Annotated in this window: 20 protein-coding genes; 15 read left to right on the forward strand and 5 right to left on the reverse strand. The window is 53.3% G+C overall.

The window, feature by feature from the left end:
- Positions 1–63 precede the first annotated feature (63 nt).
- From tet(W) to DKB62_RS06145, 12 genes are all read left to right on the forward strand, one after another.
- Positions 64–1,983 carry a tetracycline resistance ribosomal protection protein Tet(W) gene (gene tet(W) / locus DKB62_RS06075; protein ID WP_002586627.1) on the forward strand — a complete coding sequence of 640 codons (1,920 nt, stop codon included), beginning with the start codon at positions 64–66 and terminating at the stop codon, positions 1,981–1,983.
- A gap of 50 nt (positions 1,984–2,033) precedes the next feature.
- The gene (locus DKB62_RS06080; protein WP_476738580.1) at positions 2,034–2,756 is read left to right on the forward strand and encodes a class I SAM-dependent methyltransferase; all 723 of its coding nucleotides are present in this window, start codon (positions 2,034–2,036) and stop codon (positions 2,754–2,756) included.
- 215 nt (positions 2,757–2,971) lie between these two features.
- Complete coding sequence (locus DKB62_RS06090) at positions 2,972–3,394, forward strand: sigma-70 RNA polymerase sigma factor region 4 domain-containing protein (RefSeq protein ID WP_002586616.1); 423 nt, start codon at positions 2,972–2,974, stop codon at positions 3,392–3,394.
- On the forward strand, positions 3,387–3,599 hold the full coding sequence (locus tag DKB62_RS06095) for a helix-turn-helix domain-containing protein (protein ID WP_002586615.1): 213 nt from the start codon (positions 3,387–3,389) through the stop codon (positions 3,597–3,599). The genes DKB62_RS06090 and DKB62_RS06095 overlap by 8 nt, the downstream gene beginning before the upstream one ends.
- 725 nt (positions 3,600–4,324) lie before the next feature.
- On the forward strand, positions 4,325–4,723 hold the full coding sequence (locus DKB62_RS06110) for a plasmid mobilization protein (RefSeq protein WP_066522956.1): 399 nt from the start codon (positions 4,325–4,327) through the stop codon (positions 4,721–4,723).
- Complete coding sequence (locus tag DKB62_RS06115; protein ID WP_465270643.1) at positions 4,686–6,311, forward strand: relaxase/mobilization nuclease domain-containing protein; 1,626 nt, start codon at positions 4,686–4,688, stop codon at positions 6,309–6,311. The genes DKB62_RS06110 and DKB62_RS06115 overlap by 38 nt, the downstream gene beginning before the upstream one ends.
- Positions 6,301–6,687: a cysteine-rich VLP domain-containing protein gene (locus DKB62_RS06120; RefSeq protein ID WP_079699043.1), complete on the forward strand. Its 387-nt coding sequence runs from the start codon at positions 6,301–6,303 to the stop codon at positions 6,685–6,687. The genes DKB62_RS06115 and DKB62_RS06120 overlap by 11 nt, the downstream gene beginning before the upstream one ends.
- A gap of 189 nt (positions 6,688–6,876) precedes the next feature.
- The gene (locus DKB62_RS06125) at positions 6,877–7,554 is read left to right on the forward strand and encodes a replication initiator protein A (RefSeq protein WP_476738581.1); all 678 of its coding nucleotides are present in this window, start codon (positions 6,877–6,879) and stop codon (positions 7,552–7,554) included.
- Entirely contained in the window at positions 7,551–8,393 is an 843-nt protein-coding gene (locus DKB62_RS06130; RefSeq protein ID WP_066522962.1) for an ATP-binding protein, read from the forward strand. The genes DKB62_RS06125 and DKB62_RS06130 overlap by 4 nt, the downstream gene beginning before the upstream one ends.
- 14 nt (positions 8,394–8,407) lie before the next feature.
- The gene (locus DKB62_RS06135) at positions 8,408–8,596 is read left to right on the forward strand and encodes a transposon-encoded TnpW family protein (RefSeq protein ID WP_066522963.1); all 189 of its coding nucleotides are present in this window, start codon (positions 8,408–8,410) and stop codon (positions 8,594–8,596) included.
- 214 nt (positions 8,597–8,810) lie between these two features.
- Positions 8,811–9,800, forward strand: coding sequence for an IS30 family transposase (locus tag DKB62_RS06140; protein ID WP_107196804.1), 990 nt, complete (start codon positions 8,811–8,813; stop codon positions 9,798–9,800).
- A gap of 34 nt (positions 9,801–9,834) precedes the next feature.
- On the forward strand, positions 9,835–11,427 hold the full coding sequence (locus DKB62_RS06145; RefSeq protein ID WP_107196095.1) for a recombinase family protein: 1,593 nt from the start codon (positions 9,835–9,837) through the stop codon (positions 11,425–11,427).
- A 73-nt stretch (positions 11,428–11,500) separates the two neighbouring features.
- Here the strand turns inward: DKB62_RS06145 and DKB62_RS06150 are convergent, their stop codons facing one another.
- The 5 genes from DKB62_RS06150 to DKB62_RS06170 form a co-directional block, all read right to left on the reverse strand.
- Positions 11,501–11,947 carry a GntT/GntP/DsdX family permease gene (locus DKB62_RS06150; protein ID WP_107196094.1) on the reverse strand — a complete coding sequence of 149 codons (447 nt, stop codon included), beginning with the start codon at positions 11,945–11,947 and terminating at the stop codon, positions 11,501–11,503.
- Between the two features lie 93 nt (positions 11,948–12,040).
- Positions 12,041–12,823 (reverse strand): enoyl-CoA hydratase-related protein, encoded by a 783-nt coding sequence (locus DKB62_RS06155; protein WP_107196093.1) that lies wholly within the window; start codon positions 12,821–12,823, stop codon positions 12,041–12,043.
- Between the two features lie 36 nt (positions 12,824–12,859).
- Positions 12,860–14,098 (reverse strand): CaiB/BaiF CoA transferase family protein, encoded by a 1,239-nt coding sequence (locus DKB62_RS06160; protein ID WP_107196092.1) that lies wholly within the window; start codon positions 14,096–14,098, stop codon positions 12,860–12,862.
- A gap of 12 nt (positions 14,099–14,110) precedes the next feature.
- Complete coding sequence (locus DKB62_RS06165; protein WP_107196091.1) at positions 14,111–15,244, reverse strand: acyl-CoA dehydrogenase; 1,134 nt, start codon at positions 15,242–15,244, stop codon at positions 14,111–14,113.
- A gap of 454 nt (positions 15,245–15,698) precedes the next feature.
- Positions 15,699–19,442: a phosphoribosylformylglycinamidine synthase gene (locus DKB62_RS06170; RefSeq protein WP_107196090.1), complete on the reverse strand. Its 3,744-nt coding sequence runs from the start codon at positions 19,440–19,442 to the stop codon at positions 15,699–15,701.
- A gap of 183 nt (positions 19,443–19,625) precedes the next feature.
- Here DKB62_RS06170 and DKB62_RS06175 point away from each other — a divergent pair, with 183 nt between their 5' ends.
- From DKB62_RS06175 to DKB62_RS06185, 3 genes are read left to right on the forward strand one after another with little or no spacing between them, the layout of a single operon-like run.
- On the forward strand, positions 19,626–20,201 hold the full coding sequence (locus tag DKB62_RS06175) for a xanthine phosphoribosyltransferase (protein ID WP_107196089.1): 576 nt from the start codon (positions 19,626–19,628) through the stop codon (positions 20,199–20,201).
- A gap of 49 nt (positions 20,202–20,250) precedes the next feature.
- A complete protein-coding gene (locus DKB62_RS06180) occupies positions 20,251–20,862 on the forward strand; it encodes a hypothetical protein (protein ID WP_107196088.1) in 612 nt (203 codons plus the stop codon).
- A 45-nt stretch (positions 20,863–20,907) separates the two neighbouring features.
- On the forward strand, positions 20,908–22,116 hold the full coding sequence (locus DKB62_RS06185) for an MFS transporter (RefSeq protein WP_107196087.1): 1,209 nt from the start codon (positions 20,908–20,910) through the stop codon (positions 22,114–22,116).
- The last annotated feature ends 54 nt before the right edge of the window (positions 22,117–22,170 follow it).

A 22,170-nucleotide genomic window follows, 5' to 3' on the forward strand; every position in this document is an offset into this window, starting at 1 on the left:
GTAAAAGTATTTTACTGCTGGGGATTTTTATGCCCTTTGGGGCTGTAAAGGGAGGACAATCACATGAAAATAATCAATATTGGAATTCTTGCCCATGTAGACGCTGGAAAGACGACCTTGACGGAGAGCCTGCTATATGCCAGCGGAGCCATTTCAGAACCGGGGAGCGTCGAAAAAGGGACAACGAGGACGGACACCATGTTTTTGGAGCGGCAGCGTGGGATTACCATTCAAGCGGCAGTCACTTCCTTCCAGTGGCACAGATGTAAAGTTAACATTGTGGATACGCCCGGCCACATGGATTTTTTGGCGGAGGTGTACCGCTCTTTGGCTGTTTTAGATGGGGCCATCTTGGTGATCTCCGCTAAAGATGGCGTGCAGGCCCAGACCCGTATTCTGTTCCATGCCCTGCGGAAAATGAACATTCCCACCGTTATCTTTATCAACAAGATCGACCAGGCTGGCGTTGATTTGCAGAGCGTGGTTCAGTCTGTTCGGGATAAGCTCTCCGCCGATATTATCATCAAGCAGACGGTGTCGCTGTCCCCGGAAATAGTCCTGGAGGAAAATACCGACATAGAAGCATGGGATGCGGTCATCGAAAATAACGATGAATTATTGGAAAAGTATATCGCAGGAGAACCAATCAGCCGGGAAAAACTTGCGCGGGAGGAACAGCAGCGGGTTCAAGACGCCTCCCTGTTCCCAGTCTATCATGGCAGCGCCAAAAATGGCCTTGGCATTCAACCGTTGATGGATGCGGTGACAGGGCTGTTCCAACCGATTGGGGAACAGGGGGGCGCCGCCCTATGCGGCAGCGTTTTCAAGGTTGAGTACACCGATTGCGGCCAGCGGCGTGTCTATCTACGGTTATACAGCGGAACGCTGCGCCTGCGGGATACGGTGGCCCTGGCCGGGAGAGAAAAGCTGAAAATCACAGAGATGCGTATTCCATCCAAAGGGGAAATTGTTCGGACAGACACCGCTTATCAGGGTGAAATTGTTATCCTTCCCAGCGACAGCGTGAGGTTAAACGATGTATTAGGGGACCAAACCCGGCTCCCTCGTAAAAGGTGGCGCGAGGACCCCCTCCCCATGCTGCGGACGACGATTGCGCCGAAAACGGCAGCGCAAAGAGAACGGCTGCTGGACGCTCTTACGCAACTTGCGGATACTGACCCGCTTTTGCGTTGCGAAGTGGATTCCATCACCCATGAGATCATTCTTTCTTTTTTGGGCCGGGTGCAGTTGGAGGTTGTTTCCGCTTTGCTGTCGGAAAAATACAAGCTTGAAACAGTGGTAAAGGAACCCTCCGTCATTTATATGGAGCGGCCGCTCAAAGCAGCCAGCCACACCATCCATATCGAGGTGCCGCCCAACCCGTTTTGGGCATCCATAGGACTGTCTGTTACACCACTCTCGCTTGGCTCCGGTGTACAATACGAGAGCCGGGTTTCGCTGGGATACTTGAACCAGAGTTTTCAAAACGCTGTCAGGGATGGTATCCGTTACGGGCTGGAGCAGGGCTTGTTCGGCTGGAACGTAACGGACTGTAAGATTTGCTTTGAATACGGGCTTTATTACAGTCCGGTCAGCACGCCGGCGGACTTCCGCTCATTGGCCCCGATTGTATTGGAACAGGCATTGAAGGAATCGGGGACGCAGCTGCTGGAACCTTATCTCTCCTTCATCCTCTATGCGCCCCAGGAATACCTTTCCAGGGCTTATCATGATGCACCGAAATACTGTGCCACCATCGAAACGGCCCAGGTAAAAAAGGATGAAGTTGTCTTTACTGGCGAGATTCCCGCCCGCTGTATACAGGCATACCGTACTGATCTGGCCTTTTACACCAACGGGCGGAGCGTATGCCTTACAGAGCTGAAAGGATATCAGGCCGCTGTCGGTCAGCCGGTCATCCAGCCCCGCCGTCCAAACAGCCGCCTGGACAAGGTGCGCCATATGTTTCAGAAGGTAATGTAAAGATACATAATCGTCAAGACGGCAACAATCAGAAGTTATGGAGGGTAACAATGGAATATAGTAAGGAAGATTTAATGGAAGCAAAAAAGCAAATTTGGGGAGTGGGAGAGAACATGGGAACAGAGGAAAGTAAAAAAATCTGGGAGGAGAACGCACAATTTTGGGATAATGCAATGGGTGACGAATCTAATGAATTTCACAGAGAGGTAGTGCGTCCCAAAGTAACGGAACTTCTATCTCCTAATCCTGCGGATTACATTTTGGATATTGCGTGTGGCAATGGAAATTATTCTTCGTATCTTGCACAAAGAGGCGCTTCGGTTGTCGCTTTTGATTACAGCAAAAAAATGATAGAATTGGCTAAAAGACGGCAATCACAATATGCAAAACAAATTGAATTTTGTGTGGCGGATGCGACCGATAGAAAAAGTATATTAGAATTAAAAAGAAATCGAGCCTTTACGAAAGCAGTTTCTAATATGGCAATTATGGATATTACGGATATTGAACCACTTCTTATGGCTGTTTATGAACTGTTGCAGGAAAGCGGAATTTTTGTCTTTGCAACGCAACACCCTTGTTTTGTCACGTTGACTGAAAAATATATGACACCGCACAGTTACTATGATATAGCGATTGAAGGGCAACCGAAAGAGCAGATTTATTATCATCGTTCCATACAAGATATTTTAACCTTTGTTTTAGAGCTGGATTTGTCATTGATGGATTTTATGAAGAATGTTTTAAAACCAACAAAGAAATTCCTATGGTAATGATAGTAAGGCTTAAGAAGGTAAAACGTGATAGCTTAAAATAAATTCAAGTTTGTCGGGTAAATAGCAAACCCAGCCGAGCCAGTCAACGGTCAAGATGAACGGCGCATATGCGCAGCCGTTGACAGCCCCGCCCGCCTTTGCTGGTAGGCAATCAAGGGGCGACAGCAAGAAGTGCCACCGCCCCGCACTATTATTCAGAAAGGGGAATTTCCATGACCGACCAGATAGCCTATCAAGAATATATCCAGCGCAGGTACAACGCCTTTTGCAAGACTGTTATCCGCTGTGCCGCCTTGGACAAGATTTTGAAGCTTAAACGGCAATGGGAACGGCAAGTTTCCCTTGACTATCTGATGAACGAGAAGTTTGTCCAGTTTGCCGCGTCGGAGCCGGACGAGGAATACCCATTTACCGTCTGCGGTCAGACCGTCCTGCTCTGCAACGCCGCCCTTGCCGACGCGATCTCTGTTTTGCCGGAGCAGACGCGGGAAGAAATCCTGCGCTATTACTTTCTGCGCCAGCCGCAGCGCGTGATCGGCGCGTGTATTGGCCGGTCACGCAGCACAGCGGGGCGGCATATCCAGCTTGCCTTGCAGCGGCTACGCGAAGAAATGGGGGTGAGCCGGTATGAGTAGACTTCTCCCCTATGAAACAATCCTCAAAGCCCGTGAGGGCGACCCAGAAGCCGTGAACGCTGTCCTGCTCCACTACGCCGGATATATCCGCTATTTCTCAAAAGTGAACGGGCAGGTCAACGCCGAGGTGGAGGACTATGTAAAGCAGCGGTTAATTGACTGTCAATTCAAGTTCCGGCTTGACGAACCACCGGACAAGTCATAAAAACTGAATACCAGCCGCCACCGACGCGGCCAGCGAAAGCAGTAAGTCTTGAAAAAGATTTACTGCTTTTTTTGTTGTCCGGCTCCGCTCCCGGCCATTTTGCCCCCTGCCGGTTGTAGTAGTAAGCGAGGAGGGAATTTTTCTGCCCTGGTGTTTGGCATTTGGAGCATTTACCCGTAGTAGAGGGCAAAGAGAAAGGATTTCTCCAACACCGGGTAGAAACCACTGCGTCCGGTGTCATTTTAGCGAAAGCGGGCAGGAATGCCCTTTACAGGATTAGTAGTAGCAGAAAAAGAGAAACAAACTTTTGTGGTTGCAGTTTTCCAAAAAAGTGGCGGACGGAAGTGAGAGAAAGTTTGCAGTCACGGAGAGCAAGTTTCTACCACGGTGCCAAAATCCGCAATTCTGCGGTTTTGCCCCTCGCGGGAAACTTGTTGGGGAGTGCCTTCCCCAAACCCTGCTTTGCGCCCTTGCGGGCGAAAAAACTGAAAACAGTTTTTGTTATTTTCCAAAAAGTTGCCCAATGGGAGAAGTAGAGAGTTTTTTACCCCAAACGCAAAAAAATTTTTGTTATTTCCCGAAAAGTTCAGCAATGAAAGGGGTAGAGAGATTTCTCCGCCCAAAGTAGAAAAAAGTTGCCCAATAGGAGGAGTGAGGGGAAAAATTCTCCGCCCAAAATCCGAAAAAATTCAGCAATAGGAATAGTGAGAGGAGGTTTTCAGCCTATGCCGAAGCGATACAACACACCCCACCGCAGCCGCGTTGTGAAAACCCGGCTGTCCGAAGATGAATACGCCGACTTCACAGCGCGGCTTGCGCCCTATGGTATCAGCCAGTCCGAATTTCTCCGGCAGGCGATACGGCGCACCGCCATACGCCCCGTTATCCATGTATCAGCGGTCAATGACGAGCTGCTTTCCGCTGTCGGGAAACTCACAGCCGAGTACGGCAAAATCGGCGGCAACCTTAACCAGATAGCCCGGTGTCTGAACGAGTACGGCGCACCCTACAACGCGCTGTCCGGCGAGGTACGCGCCGCCATAGCCGACCTTGCCGCCCTCAAGTATGAAGTCTTACAGAAAGTAGGTGACGCGGTTGGCAACACTCAAGCATATCAACTCTAAAAACGCCGACTACGGAGCCGCCGAACAGTATCTGCTGTTTGAGCATGACGAGTTTACCATGAAGCCCGTCCTTGATGAAACCGGCAGGCTTATCCCCCGCGAGGACTACCGGCTGTCCACGCTGAACTGCGGCGGGGAGGATTTTGCCGTTGCGTGTATGCGGGCAAATCTCCGCTATGAGAAAAACCAGCGGCGGGAAGATGTGAAAAGCCACCACTATATCATCAGCTTTGACCCACGGGACGGGCCGGACAACGGCTTGACCGTAGACCGGGCGCAGGCATTGGGCGAGAAGTTTTGCGCCGAACATTTCCCCGGCCACCAAGCCCTTGTATGCACTCACCCGGACGGGCATAACCACAGCGGCAATATCCATGTGCATATCGTCATTAACAGCCTGCGGATTGAGGAAGTGCCGTTCCTGCCCTACATGGACAGGCCAGCCGACACGAAAGCCGGGTGCAAGCACCGCTGTACCGACGCGGCCTTGCGCTACTTCAAGTCCGAAGTCATGGAGATGTGCCACCGGGAGGGGCTTTATCAAATCGACCTCTTGAACGGCAGCAAGAACCGCGTCACAGACCGAGAGTATTGGGCGCAGAAAAAGGGACAGGCCGCGCTGGATAAGCAGAACGCCCCCATGATTGCAGGCGGTATCACGCCCCGGCAGACCAAGTTTGAAACGAACAAGGAGAAGCTGCGGCAGACCATACGCGCCGCGCTGTCTGCGGCGGCCTCATTCGAGGACTTTTCCTCTCTGCTGCTGCGGGAGGGCGTGGCCGTCAAGGAGAGCCGGGGGCGGCTTAGTTACCTCACGCCAGACAGGACAAAGCCCATTACCGCCCGCAAGCTGGGCGACGATTTTGAACGCGCCGCTGTCCTTGCCGTTTTGGAACAGAACGCCGCCAGAACCGCAGAAAAGGCCGCAGCTATATCCAGTACGCCGCCCTCTATCAAAGACCAACTGCGGGCAGACAGAGCCGCCCGAACCGCCCCGAATGTGCAGCGGCTTGTGGACATTGAGCAGAAGAAAGCCGAGGGCAAAGGCCGGGGCTATGAACGCTGGGCGACCATGCACAACCTCAAACAGATGGCCGCGACGCTGAATGTGTATCAGGAATACGGCTTTACTTCCCCGGAGCAGTTAGAAGCCGCCGTTGATACTGCCTATCAGGAAATGCGCCAGACCAGCGGCGAACTGAAAGCACTGGAAACGAAGCTACAAGGGAAAAAGGAGTTGCAGCGGCAGGTGCTTGCCTACGCCAAGACCAAGCCCGCCCGCGACGGGCTGAAAGCGCAGAAATCCGAGAAAGCCCGCGCCGCATACCGGCAGGCGCATGAGAGCGACTTTATCATAGCCGACGCAGCCGCCCGGTATTTCAAGGCGCATGGTATTACCAAGCTGCCCGCCCGGAAAGCGTTGCGGGACGAGATCGAGCAGCTTGTTTCCAAGAAATCCGGCCTGTATAACACCTACCACGAACAGAAACAGCGGTATGCGGAGTTGCAGACCGTCAAGCGGAACATCGACCAGATTTTGCGCCGGGAGGAACCCCGCCGCAGAAAGGAGCAGAGCCATGAACGATAAGCTGCCCCGCATGGACTACCGACAGCACCGGCGGGCGCGGCGGCTGGTGCATGAGTGCTGTAACTACGATGGAGGGAACTGTCTGCTGTTAGATGACGGGGAGCCTTGCGTGTGCGTCCAGAGCATTTCCCTTTCCCTCATGTGCCGGTGGTTCCGTGTGGCTGTCCTGCCCCTTGACGGGGAACTGGCCGCAGCCCTCTTGTACCGGGGGAGCCGGAAACGGTGCGCCGTCTGCGGCGCGGCCTTTGTCCCCAAATCCAACCGGGGAAAATACTGCCCCGACTGCGCCGGACGCATGAAGAAAATCAAAGCCGCCGAGCGAAAACGGAAACAAAGGCATAAATGTCACGCTTTAGAGCCTTTCAAACCCGCATAAATCAAGGCTTTTTTCGTGGGTGTCAAAGGGTGTGCGATACATTTATCCTTTTCCTCCGGAAACGGCGTTCTAAATGCGTACAAACCGCCAAAATCAACCCGAACACAGGGAGGTGATACTATCGCTGATTATATCACGGCAGACACGAAGCTGCCCGCCTATCTGCCCTATCCCCGTTTCCTGTTCAAAATGGAGATTTCCCAGACCGCCAAGCTGCTCTATGCGCTGCTGTTAGACCGCTCCACCCTCTCCCAGAAGAACAAGTGGCAGGACGACGAGGGCAGGATTTATATTATCTATCCCATCGCGGAGATAGCCGAAATACTGGATAAAGGCAGCACCACCATAAAGGGGGCGCTTAACGAACTGGACATGGCGGGGCTTTTGGAACGGGAACGGGGCGGCTTCTCCGCACCGAACCGGCTATATGTGAAAGTGCCGCGTGTGCCACAGGTACAGTTTTCCGACCAACTGATGGCCGGAAATCCGACCCTCACAGAGCCGGAAAACCGACCTACTGATGGTCAGAAAACCGACCTTATGATGGTCGGAAAACCGTCCCCTAACCAAACTACTATAAACAACCTTACAGAGAACCAAACAATGGGAGCGAGTGGGGAGCCGCCCGCAGCTTTTGGCAGATACCAGAATATTTTTCTGTCACAGACCGAATACGACGAGTTGCAGGCAGAGTACCCCGACAGGCTGGAACGGTTCATCGAGGAATTGAGCCAGTATATCGCCGCCACCGGGAAAGATTACCGCAACTATGCCGCCGCTGTCCGTATGTGGGCAGACCGGGACAGAAAGGGAGCCGCAAAACAGGGCGTCCCCGATTACTCATTCAAGGAGGGAGAGAGCCTATGAACACCACATTTTCAGAAATGATTGACAGATTGACCGCCACCACCCCGGAGCAGGAGGACTACACCGGCGAGGACGGTTTACTGTACTGCGGCAAGTGCCATAAGCCGAAAGAAGCCTATTTTGCGCCGGACAAGGCCGCTATCTTTGGCCGTGACCGCCACCCGGCAGAGTGCGACTGCCAGAGAGCCGCCCGCGAGGAACGGGAAGCCGCCGAGAAACGGCAAAAGCACCTTGACACCGTAGAGGACTTGAAACGCCGGGGCTTTACCGACCCCGCCATGCGGGACTGGACTTTTGAGAACGACAACGGCCAGAACCCGCAGGCAATCCGGGCGCGCAACTATGTGAAGAACTGGGAACGGGCTTACGCCGGGAATGTGGGCTGCCTGTTCTGGGGGAGCGTCGGCACCGGCAAGAGTTACCTTGCGGGCTGTATCGCAAACGCCCTCATGGAGAAAGAAATCCCCGTCTATATGACGAATTTTGCCCTTATCCTCAATGACCTTGCCGCCAGCTTTGAGGGCAGGAATGAATATATTTCCCGTCTTTGCCGCTATCCGCTGCTAATCCTTGACGACTTCGGTATGGAGCGCGGGACAGAATACGGGCTGGAACAGGTTTTCCATGTGATTGACAGCCGTTACCGCAGCCGCAAGCCGCTGATCGTCACGACCAACCTCACGCTTTCAGAGTTGCAGCACCCAAAAGACACCGCCCATTCCCGGATTTATGACCGGGTGCTGGAAATGTGTCCCCCGGTGTGCTGTACCGGCGGCAATTTCCGCAAAAAGGCCGCACAGGACAAGCTGGGGCTTTTGAAAGAACTGATGAACGAGTGAAAGGAGTATTGCCTATGGCAGATAACAAGCAGCCCGACACCCGCACCGCCCGCCGCCCCGACTGTGTGACGGAAATCCGCATGGGCAATTCCGTCCTTGTCGTGTCCGGCTATTTCAAGAAAGACACTACCACCACCGCCGCCGACAAAATGGCGCGGGTACTGGAAGCGGAAGCCGCTGCTACACAAAAACCGGCGATTTGACAAGCTGTAAAGAAGCAGATTTGACACTTTTGCCGCTATACAACCAGCCCTGTTCCGTGGTACAATGAAACCACGGAATAGTGGGGCTGGCTGTCGGAAACGGAGGATTTTATGTGGCGAATTTACAATACAAGTGCAACACCTATAAAAAATGACACATAGGTTTCTGATATAATAATGCTACCAAACAAAATCTATATCTCGGAGGAAACCTATGTGCCACTATCATCATCTTACTCTATCTGAACGAGAAAATCTACTCTTTTTTCGCGCGCAGTCCTATTCTATCTCTCGAATTGCGGCGGCCCTCGGCCGAGATAAATCCACGATCTCACGGGAACTACGCAGAAATACAGTGAACGGCAAGTATCTGCCCATCACCGCACAACAACAGTATGCCCGCCGCCGTAAGGCATGCAAGCCTCACAAGCGGTTAGAGAATGCCGAGCTATTCGCATTGGTTAAAAATCTCTTCCTGGTGCATCATTGGTCCCCAGAAGAAATTGCCGGACGCTTGCAGCTGGAACATCAGAAGGCACTCCTTAGCTATGCAACGATTTACCGCGCCATATATGCCGGTATGTTTGATGAAACGTCGTCCTCCCATGGGTCCCGCGGTGCGGTCCGCCGCTTGCGGCATCATGGAAAATCCCGGCATACCCGGCAATATCAGGAACGACGGGGTTCTATTCCCATCTCTCACGATATTTCGGAACGGCCAGCAGGAGCCGCTAACCGCTCCCGGCGAGGACATTGGGAATGTGATACCATAGCAGGAAAGACAGGAAAAGCCTGTCTGGTTACGTTGGTAGATAGAAAGAGCCGGTATCTGGTAGGAGGCAAAGCAGCCAAAAAGACAGCACAAGCCGTCAATACGGTATTGCTTCAGGTACTGCAAGGGCAACCTGTAAAAAGCCTTACGCCGGACAGAGGAAAAGAGTTCGCCCATCATGCCGCTGTCACGGAGGCCTTGAACGGCGTGCCGTTTTATTTCCCGCCGCCGCATCAGCCCTGGCAGCGGGGAAGCAACGAAAATACCAATGGCCTAGTCCGAGAGTATTTCCCGAAAGGGACGGACATCACACTCGTTCCAGAAGCCTATGTGCAAGCTGTTTTTGCAGAACTAAATCGCCGTCCCCGAAAATGTTTAGGATACAAAACGCCATACGAAGTACATTACTCTAAAAAGTTGCACTTAGCTTGACAATTCGCCGTTAAGACAAGCCACCCAAAACCTCATTACCGCCCTTTATCCGAGATTGTCCCATGAGGACGAATTGCAAGGCGAGAGTAATTCCATATCGAACCAAAAACGGATACTCGAAACCTTTGCAAAACAGAATGGCTTTACCAACCTGCGCTGGTACACCGACGACGGCTATTCCGGCGCGAACTTTCAAAGGCCCGGTTTTCAAGCCATGCTTGCAGACATTGAAGCCGGGAAAGTGGGTACGGTCATCGTCAAGGACATGAGCCGGTTAGGGCGTAACTACTTGCAGGTGGGATTTTACACGGAAATGCTGTTCCCTCAAAAGGGAGTGCGTTTTATCGCTGTCAACGACAATGTGGACAGCGCAAACGGCGGCATGGACAACGATTTTACCCCTCTGCGAAATCTGTTCAACGAATGGCTGGTGAGAGATACGAGCAAGAAAATCAAGGCAGTAAAACGAGCAAAAGGCATGAGCGGCAAGCCCGTTACCAGCAAGCCGGTGTATGGCTACCTCATGGACGAGGACGAGAACTATATCGTTGACGAGGAAACCGCGCCGGTAGTCAAGCAGATATACCAGCTTTGCCTTGCCGGGAACGGCCCGACCAAGATTGCCCGTATGCTTACGGAGCAGCAAATCCCCACGCCGGGGACGCTGGAATATCAGCGGACTGGCAGCACACGCCGCTATCACCCCGGCTATGAGTGCAAATGGGCGACAAATACCGTTGTCCACCTGTTGGAAAACCGGGAGTACACCGGCTGTCTGGTAAACTTCAAGACGGAGAAGCCCTCTTACAAGACCAAGCACAGCGTAGAGAACCCCATCGAGAAGCAGGCCATTTTCCCGAACCACCATGAGCCGATTATCGACACGGAAACATGGGAGCGCGTGCAGGAGTTACGCAAGCAGCGCAAACGCCCGAACCGCTATGATGAAGTGGGGCTGTTCTCCGGTATGCTGTTCTGCGCCGACTGCGGCCATGTGATGTACCAGCAGCGGTATCAGAACAAGAACCGCAAGCAGGACTGTTACATCTGCGGCAGCTACAAGAAGCGCACCCGCGACTGTACGGCGCACTTTATCCGCACCGACCTGTTGACCGCCGGTGTCCTCTCCAATCTCCGGCAAGTGACCGAGTATGCCGCCAAGCATGAGAGCCGCTTTGTGAAGCTGCTTATCCAGCAGAACGAGATCGGCGGCAAGAGAAAGACCGCCGCAGCCACGAAGCAGCTTGAACAGGCACAGGAGCGCATTTCTGAAGTGAGCCGCATAATCAAGCGGCTGTATGAGGACAATGTGAACGGCAAAATCAGCGACGAGCGTTTCATGGAACTGTCGGCAGACTATGAGCAGGAACAGCGGGAACTGAAAGACCGCGCCGCCGCTTTGCAGGAGGAACTTTCCAAGTCGCAGGCCGCCACCGTCAATGCGGAAAAGTTTATGGGTATCGTCCGAAAGCACCTTGCCTTTGAGGAATTGACCCCCACCCTCTTGCGGGAGATGATTGAGAAAATCGTCGTGCATGAGTGCAGCTATGACGAGAACGGCACCCGCAGGCAGGACATTGAGATTTATTACAGCTTTGTCGGCAAGATTGACTTGCCCGAAGCCTAACGCCCGACCTATCCGACACAACGCGCGAGTGCCGGATAGGAACGGCAAAATTTTTTACACTTCTATTACTTCTTTATCGCACATCAGTAAACACAGCCGGAATTAAACGTTTGGGAATATTAGCTTCTCTGAAAATAGAAGCTGCAAACGGATAAATGGCAAATACGGCAACGTATACGCTGACGCCGCCATATGCCAAAATGATGCACACCATCATGACGGACAAAATAGCTTTATCTTTCCCAAGCTTTTGAATAACGAATTCAGCAATACTGCGGGCCATCCCCGTTTCTTCCATGACTTTGCCAAATACAGCGCCTAACAGGAATATCGGGAAGAATGATTTTACAAATACAACTGCTTTACCCATGAATAAGTCCGTATACGCCGGCAGTAAGTGGTACTCCGCCATACTAGCTGCAACTAAGGCGCATACCGGCGCAAACAGAATAACGGAAAAGCCTTTATATGCAATGGTAACTAATAATGCTAAACTCACTATAATCATTACGACTTCCATACTATTCACCATCCTTACTATAGCAGGTAATTATAGATAAAGGCTGCAAATCAGTAGAATGCATAATTTACAGCCTTATCGTCTCACAAACTATTACTTGCCTTTAAATACAGCCTTGCGTTTTTCAACAAAGGCCTGCATACCTTCTTTTTGATCTTCTGTTGCGAAGCAAAGGCCGAATACTTCCGCTTCATAGGCAATGCCTGTAATGACATCGCAGTTAATGCCTCTATTAATCGCTGCTTTAGAAAGGTTTACGGCGACAGTTCCTTTAGAAGCAATGACCTTCGCCGTTTTCATTACTTCTTCCATGAGCTGTTCCTGAGGTACTACCTTGTTAACTAAGCCAATGCGATAGGCTTCCTGCGCGTCGATCATCTGTCCCGTATAAATCAATTCTTTACCGTATCCGCGGCCGACGACTCTGGGCAGACGCTGCGTTCCGCCAAATCCAGGCGTAACGCCGAGCCCCACTTCGGGCTGGCCAAATTTCGCCGTATCAGCAGCGTAGCGGAAATCGCAGGCGCAAGCTAATTCGCAGCCGCCGCCTAAAGCATATCCGTTAATAGCGGCGATAACCGGCTGGGGCAGATTTTCAATGCGTGTAAATACATCCTGTGCTAAAATCCCAAACGTCCTGCCTTCGATAGGATTCATCGTGGACATAGCCACAATGTCCGCACCGGCTACGAAAGATTTCGTTCCGCCGCCAGTAATAATGACAACTTTGATATCTGTATTGCTTTCAATCATGCCAACGCACTGGCCTAATTCATGAATTGTTTCCGGATTCAAAGCATTTAAGGCTTTAGGGCGATTGATCGTCACGGTAATGATGCCGTTATCTATAACGTATTGTATATTTTTGAATTCCATGTCGTTCACCTCACGAAAATATCTTCTGAATATGTTCTATTCTTCACATGAAATAGCACCAATATCTTTTAAGTGCTGAATGGCAGCGTCATCATAGCCATATTCCTTCAAGATTTCTACGGTATGTTCGCCAATTTGCGGCGCGTCCCGTTCCACCGTCGGCTCAATATCTTTCGGACTCTGCGGCTCTTCTAAGCAGAATCGTACCGGCGACATCGCCTGCAGCGTTTCCGTATGATTTAAGTTTTTAACCGGCACGACGTATTGATTTTCCAGCGCCTGCGCGTCCGTCAGTATATCCTTGACGTGGCGGATGTAGTCGAAAGCAATATCTGCTTTAGCCAGCCGTTCGGCCATTTCTTTCTGCGTATATTTCGCAAAGCCTTCACTGATAATTTCAACCAATTCTCTCGTACGTTTCTTTGCTTCTACGGCAGTGCAAAAGCGAGGATCGTCTACTAAATCCGGCCGGTCAATCACGTCTTTCATCAATGTATTGTAATACCGCTCATGCTGCAAAATACTCATGTAAATCCAGTTGCCGTCGGAGCATTTAAAACTGTCCATGACGGGAGCCATCGGATTTTTACGCGTTTTCGGATATTCGTCGCCATACTGGGTAGCAACAACCAAGGCGCTGTTGTTCCAGATAGCCTGCCCATATAAAGAAACCATAACCTTGCAGCCTTTGCCGGTCTGCGCCTTCTGATACAGTGCGCCGGCGATACCGCCTGCCAAGGAGCACGCCGTCGTCGCGTCGCCAAAACCGTATGGCGCGTTGATTGGAGACGTATCGACTTCCGCAAAGTCCATCATCGCACCGGAACGAGCCCAAAACGCAACTACGTCGAACCCAGGATTGTCCTTCGCCGGACCAAAATCGCCGTAGCCGTTCAGCTGAGCCCAAATCAGCTGGGGATATTTTTTACTCAGCGTTTCATAGTCTAAGCCCAGGCGCTTTAACGCTCCCGTACGATAGCTGGAAACAAATACGTCTGCCGATTCGAGCAGTTTCCCTAGAATCTGCTTGCCCTCTTCGGTTTTCAAATTGAGAGCCAAGCCGCGTTTATTTGCGTTATAAGCGGCCCATAAAGGGTTGCAGTCTTTTTCAATAGGAGCCTGCAAGGTCGTACCGGATGTACGAATCGGATCGCCAAAAGGAGGCTCTACTTTTATGACATCGGCGCCCCAGTCCGCTAAAATCTTCGCAGCGCCCGGGCCAGCGACAAAATAGGTTAAATCAATAACTTTAACGCCTTTCAACGGTAAAAACATGACGACACCTCCTTACTTCAAGATAGACCGGCTGATGACTACGCGCTGAATCTGGTTCGTGCCTTCGTAAATCTGCGTTATCTTCGCGTCGCGCAGCAAACGTTCCACCGGGTATTCTCTGGAATAGCCATATCCGCCCATAACCTGCACGGCGTCTAAAGCGACTTGAACGGCGATATCAGAAGCAAAGGTTTTCGCCATAGCCGCTTCCGTGCCAAAGGACTTGCCGGCGTCTTTTAATTCAGCAGCGTGGTATGTAAGCTGACGAGCAGCTTCAATTTGAATCGCCATATCGGCTAAGGTAAATCCAATCGCCTGATTTGCGCAAATCGGTTTGCCGAATTGTTCCCGCACCTTGGAATATTCCCTGGCCGCATCATAGGCCGCCGATGCGACGCCGACGGCCAAGGCAGCAATGCCGATGCGGGCAGAGTCTAAGGTTACCATGGCTATCTTAAATCCTTCGCCGTCTTTGCCTAACTGATTTGCTTTCGGTACTCGGCAGTTATCAAAAGCAAGTTCTACAGTAGAAGACGCGCGAATTCCCATTTTCTTTTCATGTTTTCCAACAATAAAGCCTGGCGTGTCTTTTTCTACAATAAACGCCGTTAACCCCTTAATTCCCAAGGAACGATCTTTAGAAGCAAAAATAATGAAAGTACCGGCAGCACTGCCATTGGTAATAAAGCATTTCGTACCGTTTAAGACGTAATACTCGCCGTCTTCTTTAGCCGTTGTCGCAACTTGGGCTGCATCGGATCCTTCACCCGGTTCGGTCAATGCAAACGCTCCGACAACTTCGCCGCTGGCCAGCGAAGGAAGATATTTTTCTTTTTGTTCTTCTGTCCCAAACATCAATATCGGCAAAATCGCCGCCGAGTTATGGACGGCCATGACCGTACCGGTCGACGCGCAGGCCTTGGAAACTTCTTCCAAAGCAGCGACGTAAGACACCGTATCCAGTTCCGCGCCGCCAAACTTTTCAGGTACGACGACGCCCATAAATCCCATATCAGCCAAAGCTTTCGCGTTGTCCCAAGGAAATTCTTCCGTTTCGTCACAATGCGCAGCCATAGGAGCAATCACTTTTTTAGCTACGTCGCCGGCAATGTTTTTAATCGCCAATTGTTCTTCGTTCAAAATCATACAAATCACCTCTGCAAGAAAATTTAAAAATCGTTCGTACTTATGCTTTTATTATAAATACACAAGTAGTTGAATTATATACACAAACACTCGACACATTTTGACATGGATGTCATGGTATTTTGTCATTTTATTTGGCAAGTTTCTATTTTCACAATAACAGCCAAAGTATATCTGTCTATCCAATGTATAATTGCATTGTCTAATATGCAGCAAAAAAGCCATGATATGCCTTTTGCCTCATCGCATCGGCATATCATGGCTTTGTCGTAGGTTGTCTCAGCCACGCTTAGAAATAGATTTTATTGTTTCTTTTTTCACAAATAATATACTGCACACGGCTCTTGGCTCCATAGTATAATCTATAAACCGCAGCCAAAAACATGAACTATAACACAAAACGCCCTGCCTCCGTATCAGAAGCAGGGCGTTTTCCTATATTTCTATGTCTGTATTATTTAAAATACGCTACGCCGGCAGCAAAGATGGGCTGGAGTTTGTTGCCGCTGATGTTTTCGAAGATGTCATCGGCGCTGAACCGTTCTGTATGGGCCATCTTGCCGAGGACGCGGCCGTCGGGGCTGGTAATGCCTTCGACGGCGAGGACCGACTGGTTCGGGTTGTATTCGCTGTCATAGGTCGCCTTGCCGGATAGGTCGACGTACTGCGTGGCGATCTGGCCTTTGGCGGCTAATTCGCGGATTTGTTCCGGCGAGGCGACGAAGCGGCCTTCGCCGTGGGAAATGGCCACGGTGTGGACGTCGCCGGCCTTGACGTTGCTGAACCAGGGGCTCATGACCGATACGACCTTGGTGTCGACCATGCGGGACAGGTGACGGCCAATGGTATTGTACGTCAGCGTCGGGCTGTCGGCCTTCAAGGGCTGTACGTGGCCGTAGGGCAGGAGGCCCAGCTTAATGAGGGCCTGGAAGCCGTTGCAGATGCCGAGAGCTAAGCCGTCGCGCTGATACAGGAGCGATTCGAGGGCTTCCGTAAGAGCAGGGTTGCGGAACAATGTCGCAATGAACTTGCCCGAGCCTTCCGGTTCGTCGCCGGCGCTGAAGCCGCCGGGGAACATGATGATCTGGGCCTGGGCGATGCGCTTGGCCATTTCGTCGATCGATTCGGCCAAGTCCTGCGCCGTGTTGTTGCGCAGGACCATGACGTCCGCTACTGCGCCGGCCCGTTCAAAGGCTTCGGCCGAGTCATATTCGCAGTTCGTGCCCGGGCATACAGGGATGAAGACACGGGGCTTGCCGAAGGATTCGCTGCGGCGCGGGCCGTAGGTCGTGAACAAGGGCAGCTCGGCGTCGCCTTCGCCGCTTTCGCTCTTGATGGGGAATACGCCGTTCAGCGGTTCTTCCCAAGCCTTCTGCAGGTCGGCTAAGGCAATCTTCACATCGCCGATTTCCATGAGGCCGTTGCCGCGGGTCAGGCCGACGCGGCACACGTTGTCGCGGCGAACCCATTCGACGGCGTCGTCCGTATTGGCTTCGACGACGATTGCGCCGTAGCGGAGGTTGAAGAGTTCCTGGGCGCTGAAGGCGCCGTCGATTTCCACGCCGAGACCGTTGCCGAAGGCCATCTGGGCGATAGCCGCGGCAACGCCGCCTTGTCCGACGGCGTGCATCGCCTTAACCTTGCCGGCGACTACGGCTTCGTGGAGGAAGTCGCAGTTCGCCTTAAAGGCGTCGAAATCAGGCACGCCTTCGCCGTCGCAAGGCAGGTCGAAGAGGAGCACGGCGTTGCCGGGCTGTTTAAATTCAGGAGAAACGATATTCTTCGTATGTTCGGGAACGATGGCAAAGGATACGAGGGTCGGCGGAACCGTCAGGTTTTCGAAGGTGCCGCTCATGCTGTCCTTGCCGCCGATGGCCGCAACGCCCATTTCTTTCTGGGCGATATAGGCGCCGAGAAGGGCGCTGACAGGCTGGCCCCAGGCCTTTTCGTTCGTGCCGAGGCTCTGGAAGAATTCCTGCATGGTCAAATAGACCTTCTTGCGGTCACCGCCGAGAGCCACGAGCTTGGCGATGGACTGGACGACGGCGTAGAGCGCGCCGTGGAAGGGGCTCCAAATCGCCAGATCGGGGTCGTAGCCGTGGGTGAAGATGCTGGCCGTCGTCGTCTTGCCGTTCATGACGGGGATCTTGGCGACCATGCCTTCAACGGGCGTCTTCTGGTATTTGCCGCCGAAGGGCATGAGGACCGTGCGGGCGCCGATAGTGCTGTCGAACCGTTCGGCAAGGCCCTGTTCGGAGGCGATGTTGAGCGTCCCCATCGTGTCGAGCCACGTTTTGGCGACGTCCGTCACTTCGGGAGCCGTAAAGAAATCTTTGTCTTCCGGAGCCGTGACGAAGGCCTTGCGGCGCTGGGTTACGCCGTTTGTATCGAGGAAGGCTCTCGTGATGTTGACGATATTCTGGCCGCGCCAGTGCATGACGAGGCGCTTTGTATCCGTCGCAACGGCGACGATGGTCGCTTCGAGGTTTTCTTCTGCGGCGTATTTCATGAATTCGTCGACGTGTTCCGGTGCGACGACGACGGCCATGCGTTCCTGCGATTCGGAAATAGCCAGTTCCGTGCCGTCGAGGCCTTCGTATTTCTTCGGAACCTTGTCGAGGTTGATGTCGAGGCCGTCGGTCAATTCACCGATAGCAACGGAGACGCCGCCGGCGCCGAAGTCGTTGCAGCGCTTGATGAGGACCGTCACTTCGTGGCGGCGGAAGAGGCGCTGGATTTTCCGTTCTGTCAGGGCGTTGCCCTTCTGGACTTCAGCTCCGCACGTTTCCAGGGATTCGACAGTGTGCTTCTTCGACGAGCCCGTCGCGCCGCCGCAGCCGTCGCGGCCGGTCTTGCCGCCGAGAAGGATGATGATGTCGCCGGGGACGGGCGCTTCGCGGACGACGTTGTTCCGCGGCGCTGCGCCGAGGACTGCGCCGATTTCCATGCGCTTCGCTACGAAGCCCTGGTTATAATATTCCTTAACTTCGCCCGTCGCCAAACCGATCTGGTTGCCGTAGGAGCTGTAGCCCTTGGCCGCGCCGGTCGTCAGCGTGCGCTGGGGCAGCTTGCCCTTGAGCGTGTCCTTGACGGCCTGACGGGGATCGCCGGCGCCGGTGACGCGCATAGCCTGGTATACGTAGGAACGGCCGCTCAAGGGGTCGCGGATGCAGCCCCCCAGGCAGGTTGCCGCGCCGCCGAAGGGTTCGATTTCCGTCGGGTGGTTGTGCGTTTCGTTCTTAAACAGGAGAAGCCATTCTTCTTCCACGCCGTCGACGTCGACGGGGATGATGATGGTGCAGGCGTTGATTTCGTCCGATTCGTCGAGGTTCTGGAGCTTGCCGGCAGCCTTCAGCTCTTTGACGGCGATAGTCGCCATGTCCATGAGGGTCTGGGGTTTCTTGCGGTTCAGGTTTTCCCGCGTCGTTTTATACGCTTCGTAGGCCCGCTGGATAGGCGCGGTGAACTTGCCGTCTTCAAAGGCGACGTCTGTCAGTTCCGTCATAAACGTCGTATGGCGGCAGTGGTCGGACCAGTACGTATCGATGACGCGGATTTCCGTTACCGTCGGATTCCGCTTTTCTTCTTCGCCGAAATAGGTCTGGCAGAACTTCAGATCGTCAAAGCTCATGGCAAGGCCCATGTGAGCCGACAATTCCTTCAGCGCGGCGTCGTCCATCGTCGTAAAGCCTTCGATGACGGCGACATCTGCCGGCTGTTCCCAGGCCATTTCCAGGGTGTCTACCGGGTCGAGGGACGCTTCGCGGGCTTCGACGGGGTTGATGCAGTAATGCTTGATGGCGGCGACGTCTTCGTCGGATAAGTCTCCTGACAATACGACGACCCGGGCGGTGCGGACGAGGCTGTCGTTCTGCATCGTCAGCATCTGCAGGCACTGCATGGCCGAGTCGGCGCGCTGGTCGTACTGGCCGGGCAGGTATTCGATAGCCAGCACCGTGTCGCCTTCTTTGACAGGCAGTTCATCGTATACGGCGTCTACCGGGGGCTCGGAGAAAATCATGGTTTTCGCCGCTTCGAAGGCGGCGTCGTCCAGACCGGCCACGTCGTAGCGGTGGAATATGTTAATATCGGTCAACCCCTTGATAAGCAGGTTTTCCTGTAAATCAGCAAGCATGCGTTTTGCTTCATCGGCAAACACGCCTTTTTTGGCAACATACAAACGTCGAATAGACTGCATGTCATGACCTCCCTAAAAAGATATACATAATCGAATGCTACCCCTAGTATACCTGTTTTATTTCCATAAGTAAATTAGAAATTCAGCTCTATTATTGACTTGACTGGGGTTTCGTATTAGACTGTTACTATTCTAAACGTGTACGTTTACATTTGACTTTCATAATTACTAGGAGGGTTCGTAATGGACGAATTGAAACAGCGCATCCTGCAGGACGGCATCATCATCGACAACCGTATTTTAAAGATAGACAACTTTTTAAATCAGCAAATCGACACGACGCTCATCAACCACGTCGGCCAGGAATTTGCCCGTCTATTTCAGGACGTGCCTGTAGACCGCATTGTCACCATCGAATCTTCCGGCATCGCCGTAGCCTACGCCGTATCGCTGGCCATGAACAACCGGCCCGTCGTCTTTGCCCGCAAGAAGAAATCGCTCCTGACGAGCGGCGAGCAGTACACGGCGTCGATTTACTCCTATACGAAGGAAGAAGCGTATACGGCATCTATCGGCAAATCCTATCTCCACGCCGGCGAATCCATTCTCATCATCGATGATTTTCTGGCCAGCGGCGCGGCTGCCGTAGGCCTGGCCGAAATCGCCGCCCAGGCGGGCTGTTCCGTCGCCGGCATCGGCATCGTCGTCGAGAAGACCTTCCAGGGCGGCCGACAAACCTTGGAATCCAAAGGCCTGCGCGTCGAATCGCTGGCCCGCATCGCCCGCTTTGAAAACAACGCCCCGGTTTTTGCCGATTAAACTCGCGCCCCCCAGACGGGGCCGGCGCCTATAAACAGGAGGAACTGCCATGCGCGCTCAGTTTTTTGACGGCTTCGACTTCGCCGATTTCAAGCTCAGCATCGTCGCCGTCGAATACGTAGAAGATTTTTTCAATATCGAAGAGTTCGGCCTGCATCCCATCATGTACAACGAAGCGTGCCTGCGGGGCTACACGGCCATCTTCGGCTTTAACGATGAGAAAATGCTGACCCTCCACAAGCTGCTGACCAACAACAACGGCATGGAACCGCCGGCTATCGACGGCATAAAGCCCGTCCCATTCAACTCGCCGGCAGGAGACCTGAAGTACGACCTGAATCATGTCATGGACTACTCCGGCTCTATCCTCATCGCAAATGGCTTCATCGACAAATATTTCGTCCCCTTCGGATTTCAGCTGCCCCACGCCTTCCGCAAGGTCTACGAGCTGACCTTCCGCCACGGTCTCTTCGTCCGCGTCGAAGACAAATCGGAAGCGGCCCGTATGCTGCGCATCGAGTACGAAGAGCCGGTAACGGCCAAAAAGAAGATGCAGATGCGCGTCGGTTCGTGGATGCGCAAATCGGAAGAATACGGCTTCGACGACGAAACGATCGCCCAGTATATGGATCTGAGCTACGATACGAAGTATCTCTTTTAAAAGCTTCCGTCGGCCCCTGGGGCGTCTTGCAAAGGAGGTCTTGTCGTGCGCGACAGGCTATGGACTAAAGATTTTACCATTGATGTATGCATCAACTTTCTCCTCTACGTCATCATGTACCAGCTCATGCTGTGGTCGACCCAGTTTGCCATCCACACCTGGGATGCGACGGTCAGCGAGGCTGGGCTGGCGTCGGGTATCTTCATCATCGGCGCTTTATCGTCCCGCATCGTCACAGGCCACGTCATCGATGCCTTGGGCCGCAAAAAGGCTTTACTCGTCGGCACGAGCATGTACATGCTGGGACTCTTATTATATTTCCCCGTCCACTCGCTGACGGCCTTTCTGGTCATCCGCTGCCTCCACGGCGCGGCCTACGGCATATCCGCCACAGCGGCCAGCACCATCGTCGGGGCCATCGTCCCGCCGAAGCGGCGCGGCGAAGGCATCGGCTACTATGCCCTGGGCAACACGCTGGCTTCGGCGGCGGGTCCCTTCTTAGGCATGACCCTGTGCAGCGGCGGAAACTACTACTTGAACGTGTACGTGTGCATCGGCCTGGCCGTGCTGACCTTTGCCTTGGCTGCCGCCATCCATTCGCCGGAGCACGTCTGTACGGCAGCCGACAGGGCAGCCCTCAAATCCCTGCGCTGGGACAGTTTCATTTCCGTACAGGCCCTGCCCATTTCCATCATTTCCTTCTTCTGCGGCATCGGCTATTCTACGGTGCTCAGCTTCATCGGGGCCTATACGAATTCCCTGAATCTGGCCATTGCCGGCAGTATTTTCTTCTGCACCTATTCGGTCACGTCGTTTTTCAGCCGGCCCATTATCGGCCGCTTTCTGGACCACCACGGCGGCGACGCCGTCATGTATCCGACGCTGGCCATCTTAGCCCTGTGCATGGCTGCCGTCGGGCTTGCTGAAAGCAATGCCCTCTTTGCCATCGGCGGCATGCTCCTCGGCCTCAGCTACAGCACCGTCACCTCGTCCGGACAGGCCCTGGCAATCCACGGCGTGCCGGAAGACCACATCGGCCTGGCCACGTCGACCTTTTTCATCTTCGTCGACCTGGGCGTCGGCGTCGGGCCTTACATGCTGGGAAGCCTCGTGCCGGCCTACGGGTTTTCCAGCGTCTACTTCGGGGCCGCCGTCATCGCCTTGGCGGCCATTCCCCTGTACTACGCCCTCATCGGCCGGACCGGCGTGTTCTCGTACAGGCAGATGGAGCAGATTCGTTCCAAAGAAAGATAAATATACAGATCATGCAGAAACGCTGCCGCGTCAGGAAATTCTCTTGGCGCGGCA

The organism is Megasphaera stantonii, assembly GCF_003367905.1.
In the GTDB taxonomy this organism is placed as follows: Bacteria; Bacillota; Negativicutes; order Veillonellales; family Megasphaeraceae; genus Megasphaera; species Megasphaera stantonii.

What these genes read in the sequence shown, in the direction of transcription:
- DKB62_RS06180 (WP_107196088.1), top strand. Translation starts at nt 20,251, where the DNA reads ATGCGCGCTCAGTTTTTTGACGGCTTCGACTTCGCCGATTTCAAGCTC.
- DKB62_RS06175 (WP_107196089.1), top strand. Translation starts at nt 19,626, where the DNA reads ATGGACGAATTGAAACAGCGCATCCTGCAGGACGGCATCATCATCGAC.
- DKB62_RS06130 (WP_066522962.1), top strand. Translation starts at nt 7,551, where the DNA reads ATGAACACCACATTTTCAGAAATGATTGACAGATTGACCGCCACCACC.
- DKB62_RS06125 (WP_476738581.1), top strand. Translation starts at nt 6,877, where the DNA reads ATGGAGATTTCCCAGACCGCCAAGCTGCTCTATGCGCTGCTGTTAGAC.
- DKB62_RS06150 (WP_107196094.1), bottom strand. Translation starts at nt 11,947, where the DNA reads ATGGAAGTCGTAATGATTATAGTGAGTTTAGCATTATTAGTTACCATT.
- DKB62_RS06170 (WP_107196090.1), bottom strand. Translation starts at nt 19,442, where the DNA reads ATGCAGTCTATTCGACGTTTGTATGTTGCCAAAAAAGGCGTGTTTGCC.
- DKB62_RS06160 (WP_107196092.1), bottom strand. Translation starts at nt 14,098, where the DNA reads ATGTTTTTACCGTTGAAAGGCGTTAAAGTTATTGATTTAACCTATTTT.
- DKB62_RS06095 (WP_002586615.1), top strand. Translation starts at nt 3,387, where the DNA reads ATGAGTAGACTTCTCCCCTATGAAACAATCCTCAAAGCCCGTGAGGGC.
- DKB62_RS06120 (WP_079699043.1), top strand. Translation starts at nt 6,301, where the DNA reads ATGAACGATAAGCTGCCCCGCATGGACTACCGACAGCACCGGCGGGCG.
- DKB62_RS06090 (WP_002586616.1), top strand. Translation starts at nt 2,972, where the DNA reads ATGACCGACCAGATAGCCTATCAAGAATATATCCAGCGCAGGTACAAC.
- DKB62_RS06110 (WP_066522956.1), top strand. Translation starts at nt 4,325, where the DNA reads ATGCCGAAGCGATACAACACACCCCACCGCAGCCGCGTTGTGAAAACC.
- DKB62_RS06135 (WP_066522963.1), top strand. Translation starts at nt 8,408, where the DNA reads ATGGCAGATAACAAGCAGCCCGACACCCGCACCGCCCGCCGCCCCGAC.
- DKB62_RS06155 (WP_107196093.1), bottom strand. Translation starts at nt 12,823, where the DNA reads ATGGAATTCAAAAATATACAATACGTTATAGATAACGGCATCATTACC.
- DKB62_RS06080 (WP_476738580.1), top strand. Translation starts at nt 2,034, where the DNA reads ATGGAATATAGTAAGGAAGATTTAATGGAAGCAAAAAAGCAAATTTGG.
- DKB62_RS06140 (WP_107196804.1), top strand. Translation starts at nt 8,811, where the DNA reads ATGTGCCACTATCATCATCTTACTCTATCTGAACGAGAAAATCTACTC.
- DKB62_RS06165 (WP_107196091.1), bottom strand. Translation starts at nt 15,244, where the DNA reads ATGATTTTGAACGAAGAACAATTGGCGATTAAAAACATTGCCGGCGAC.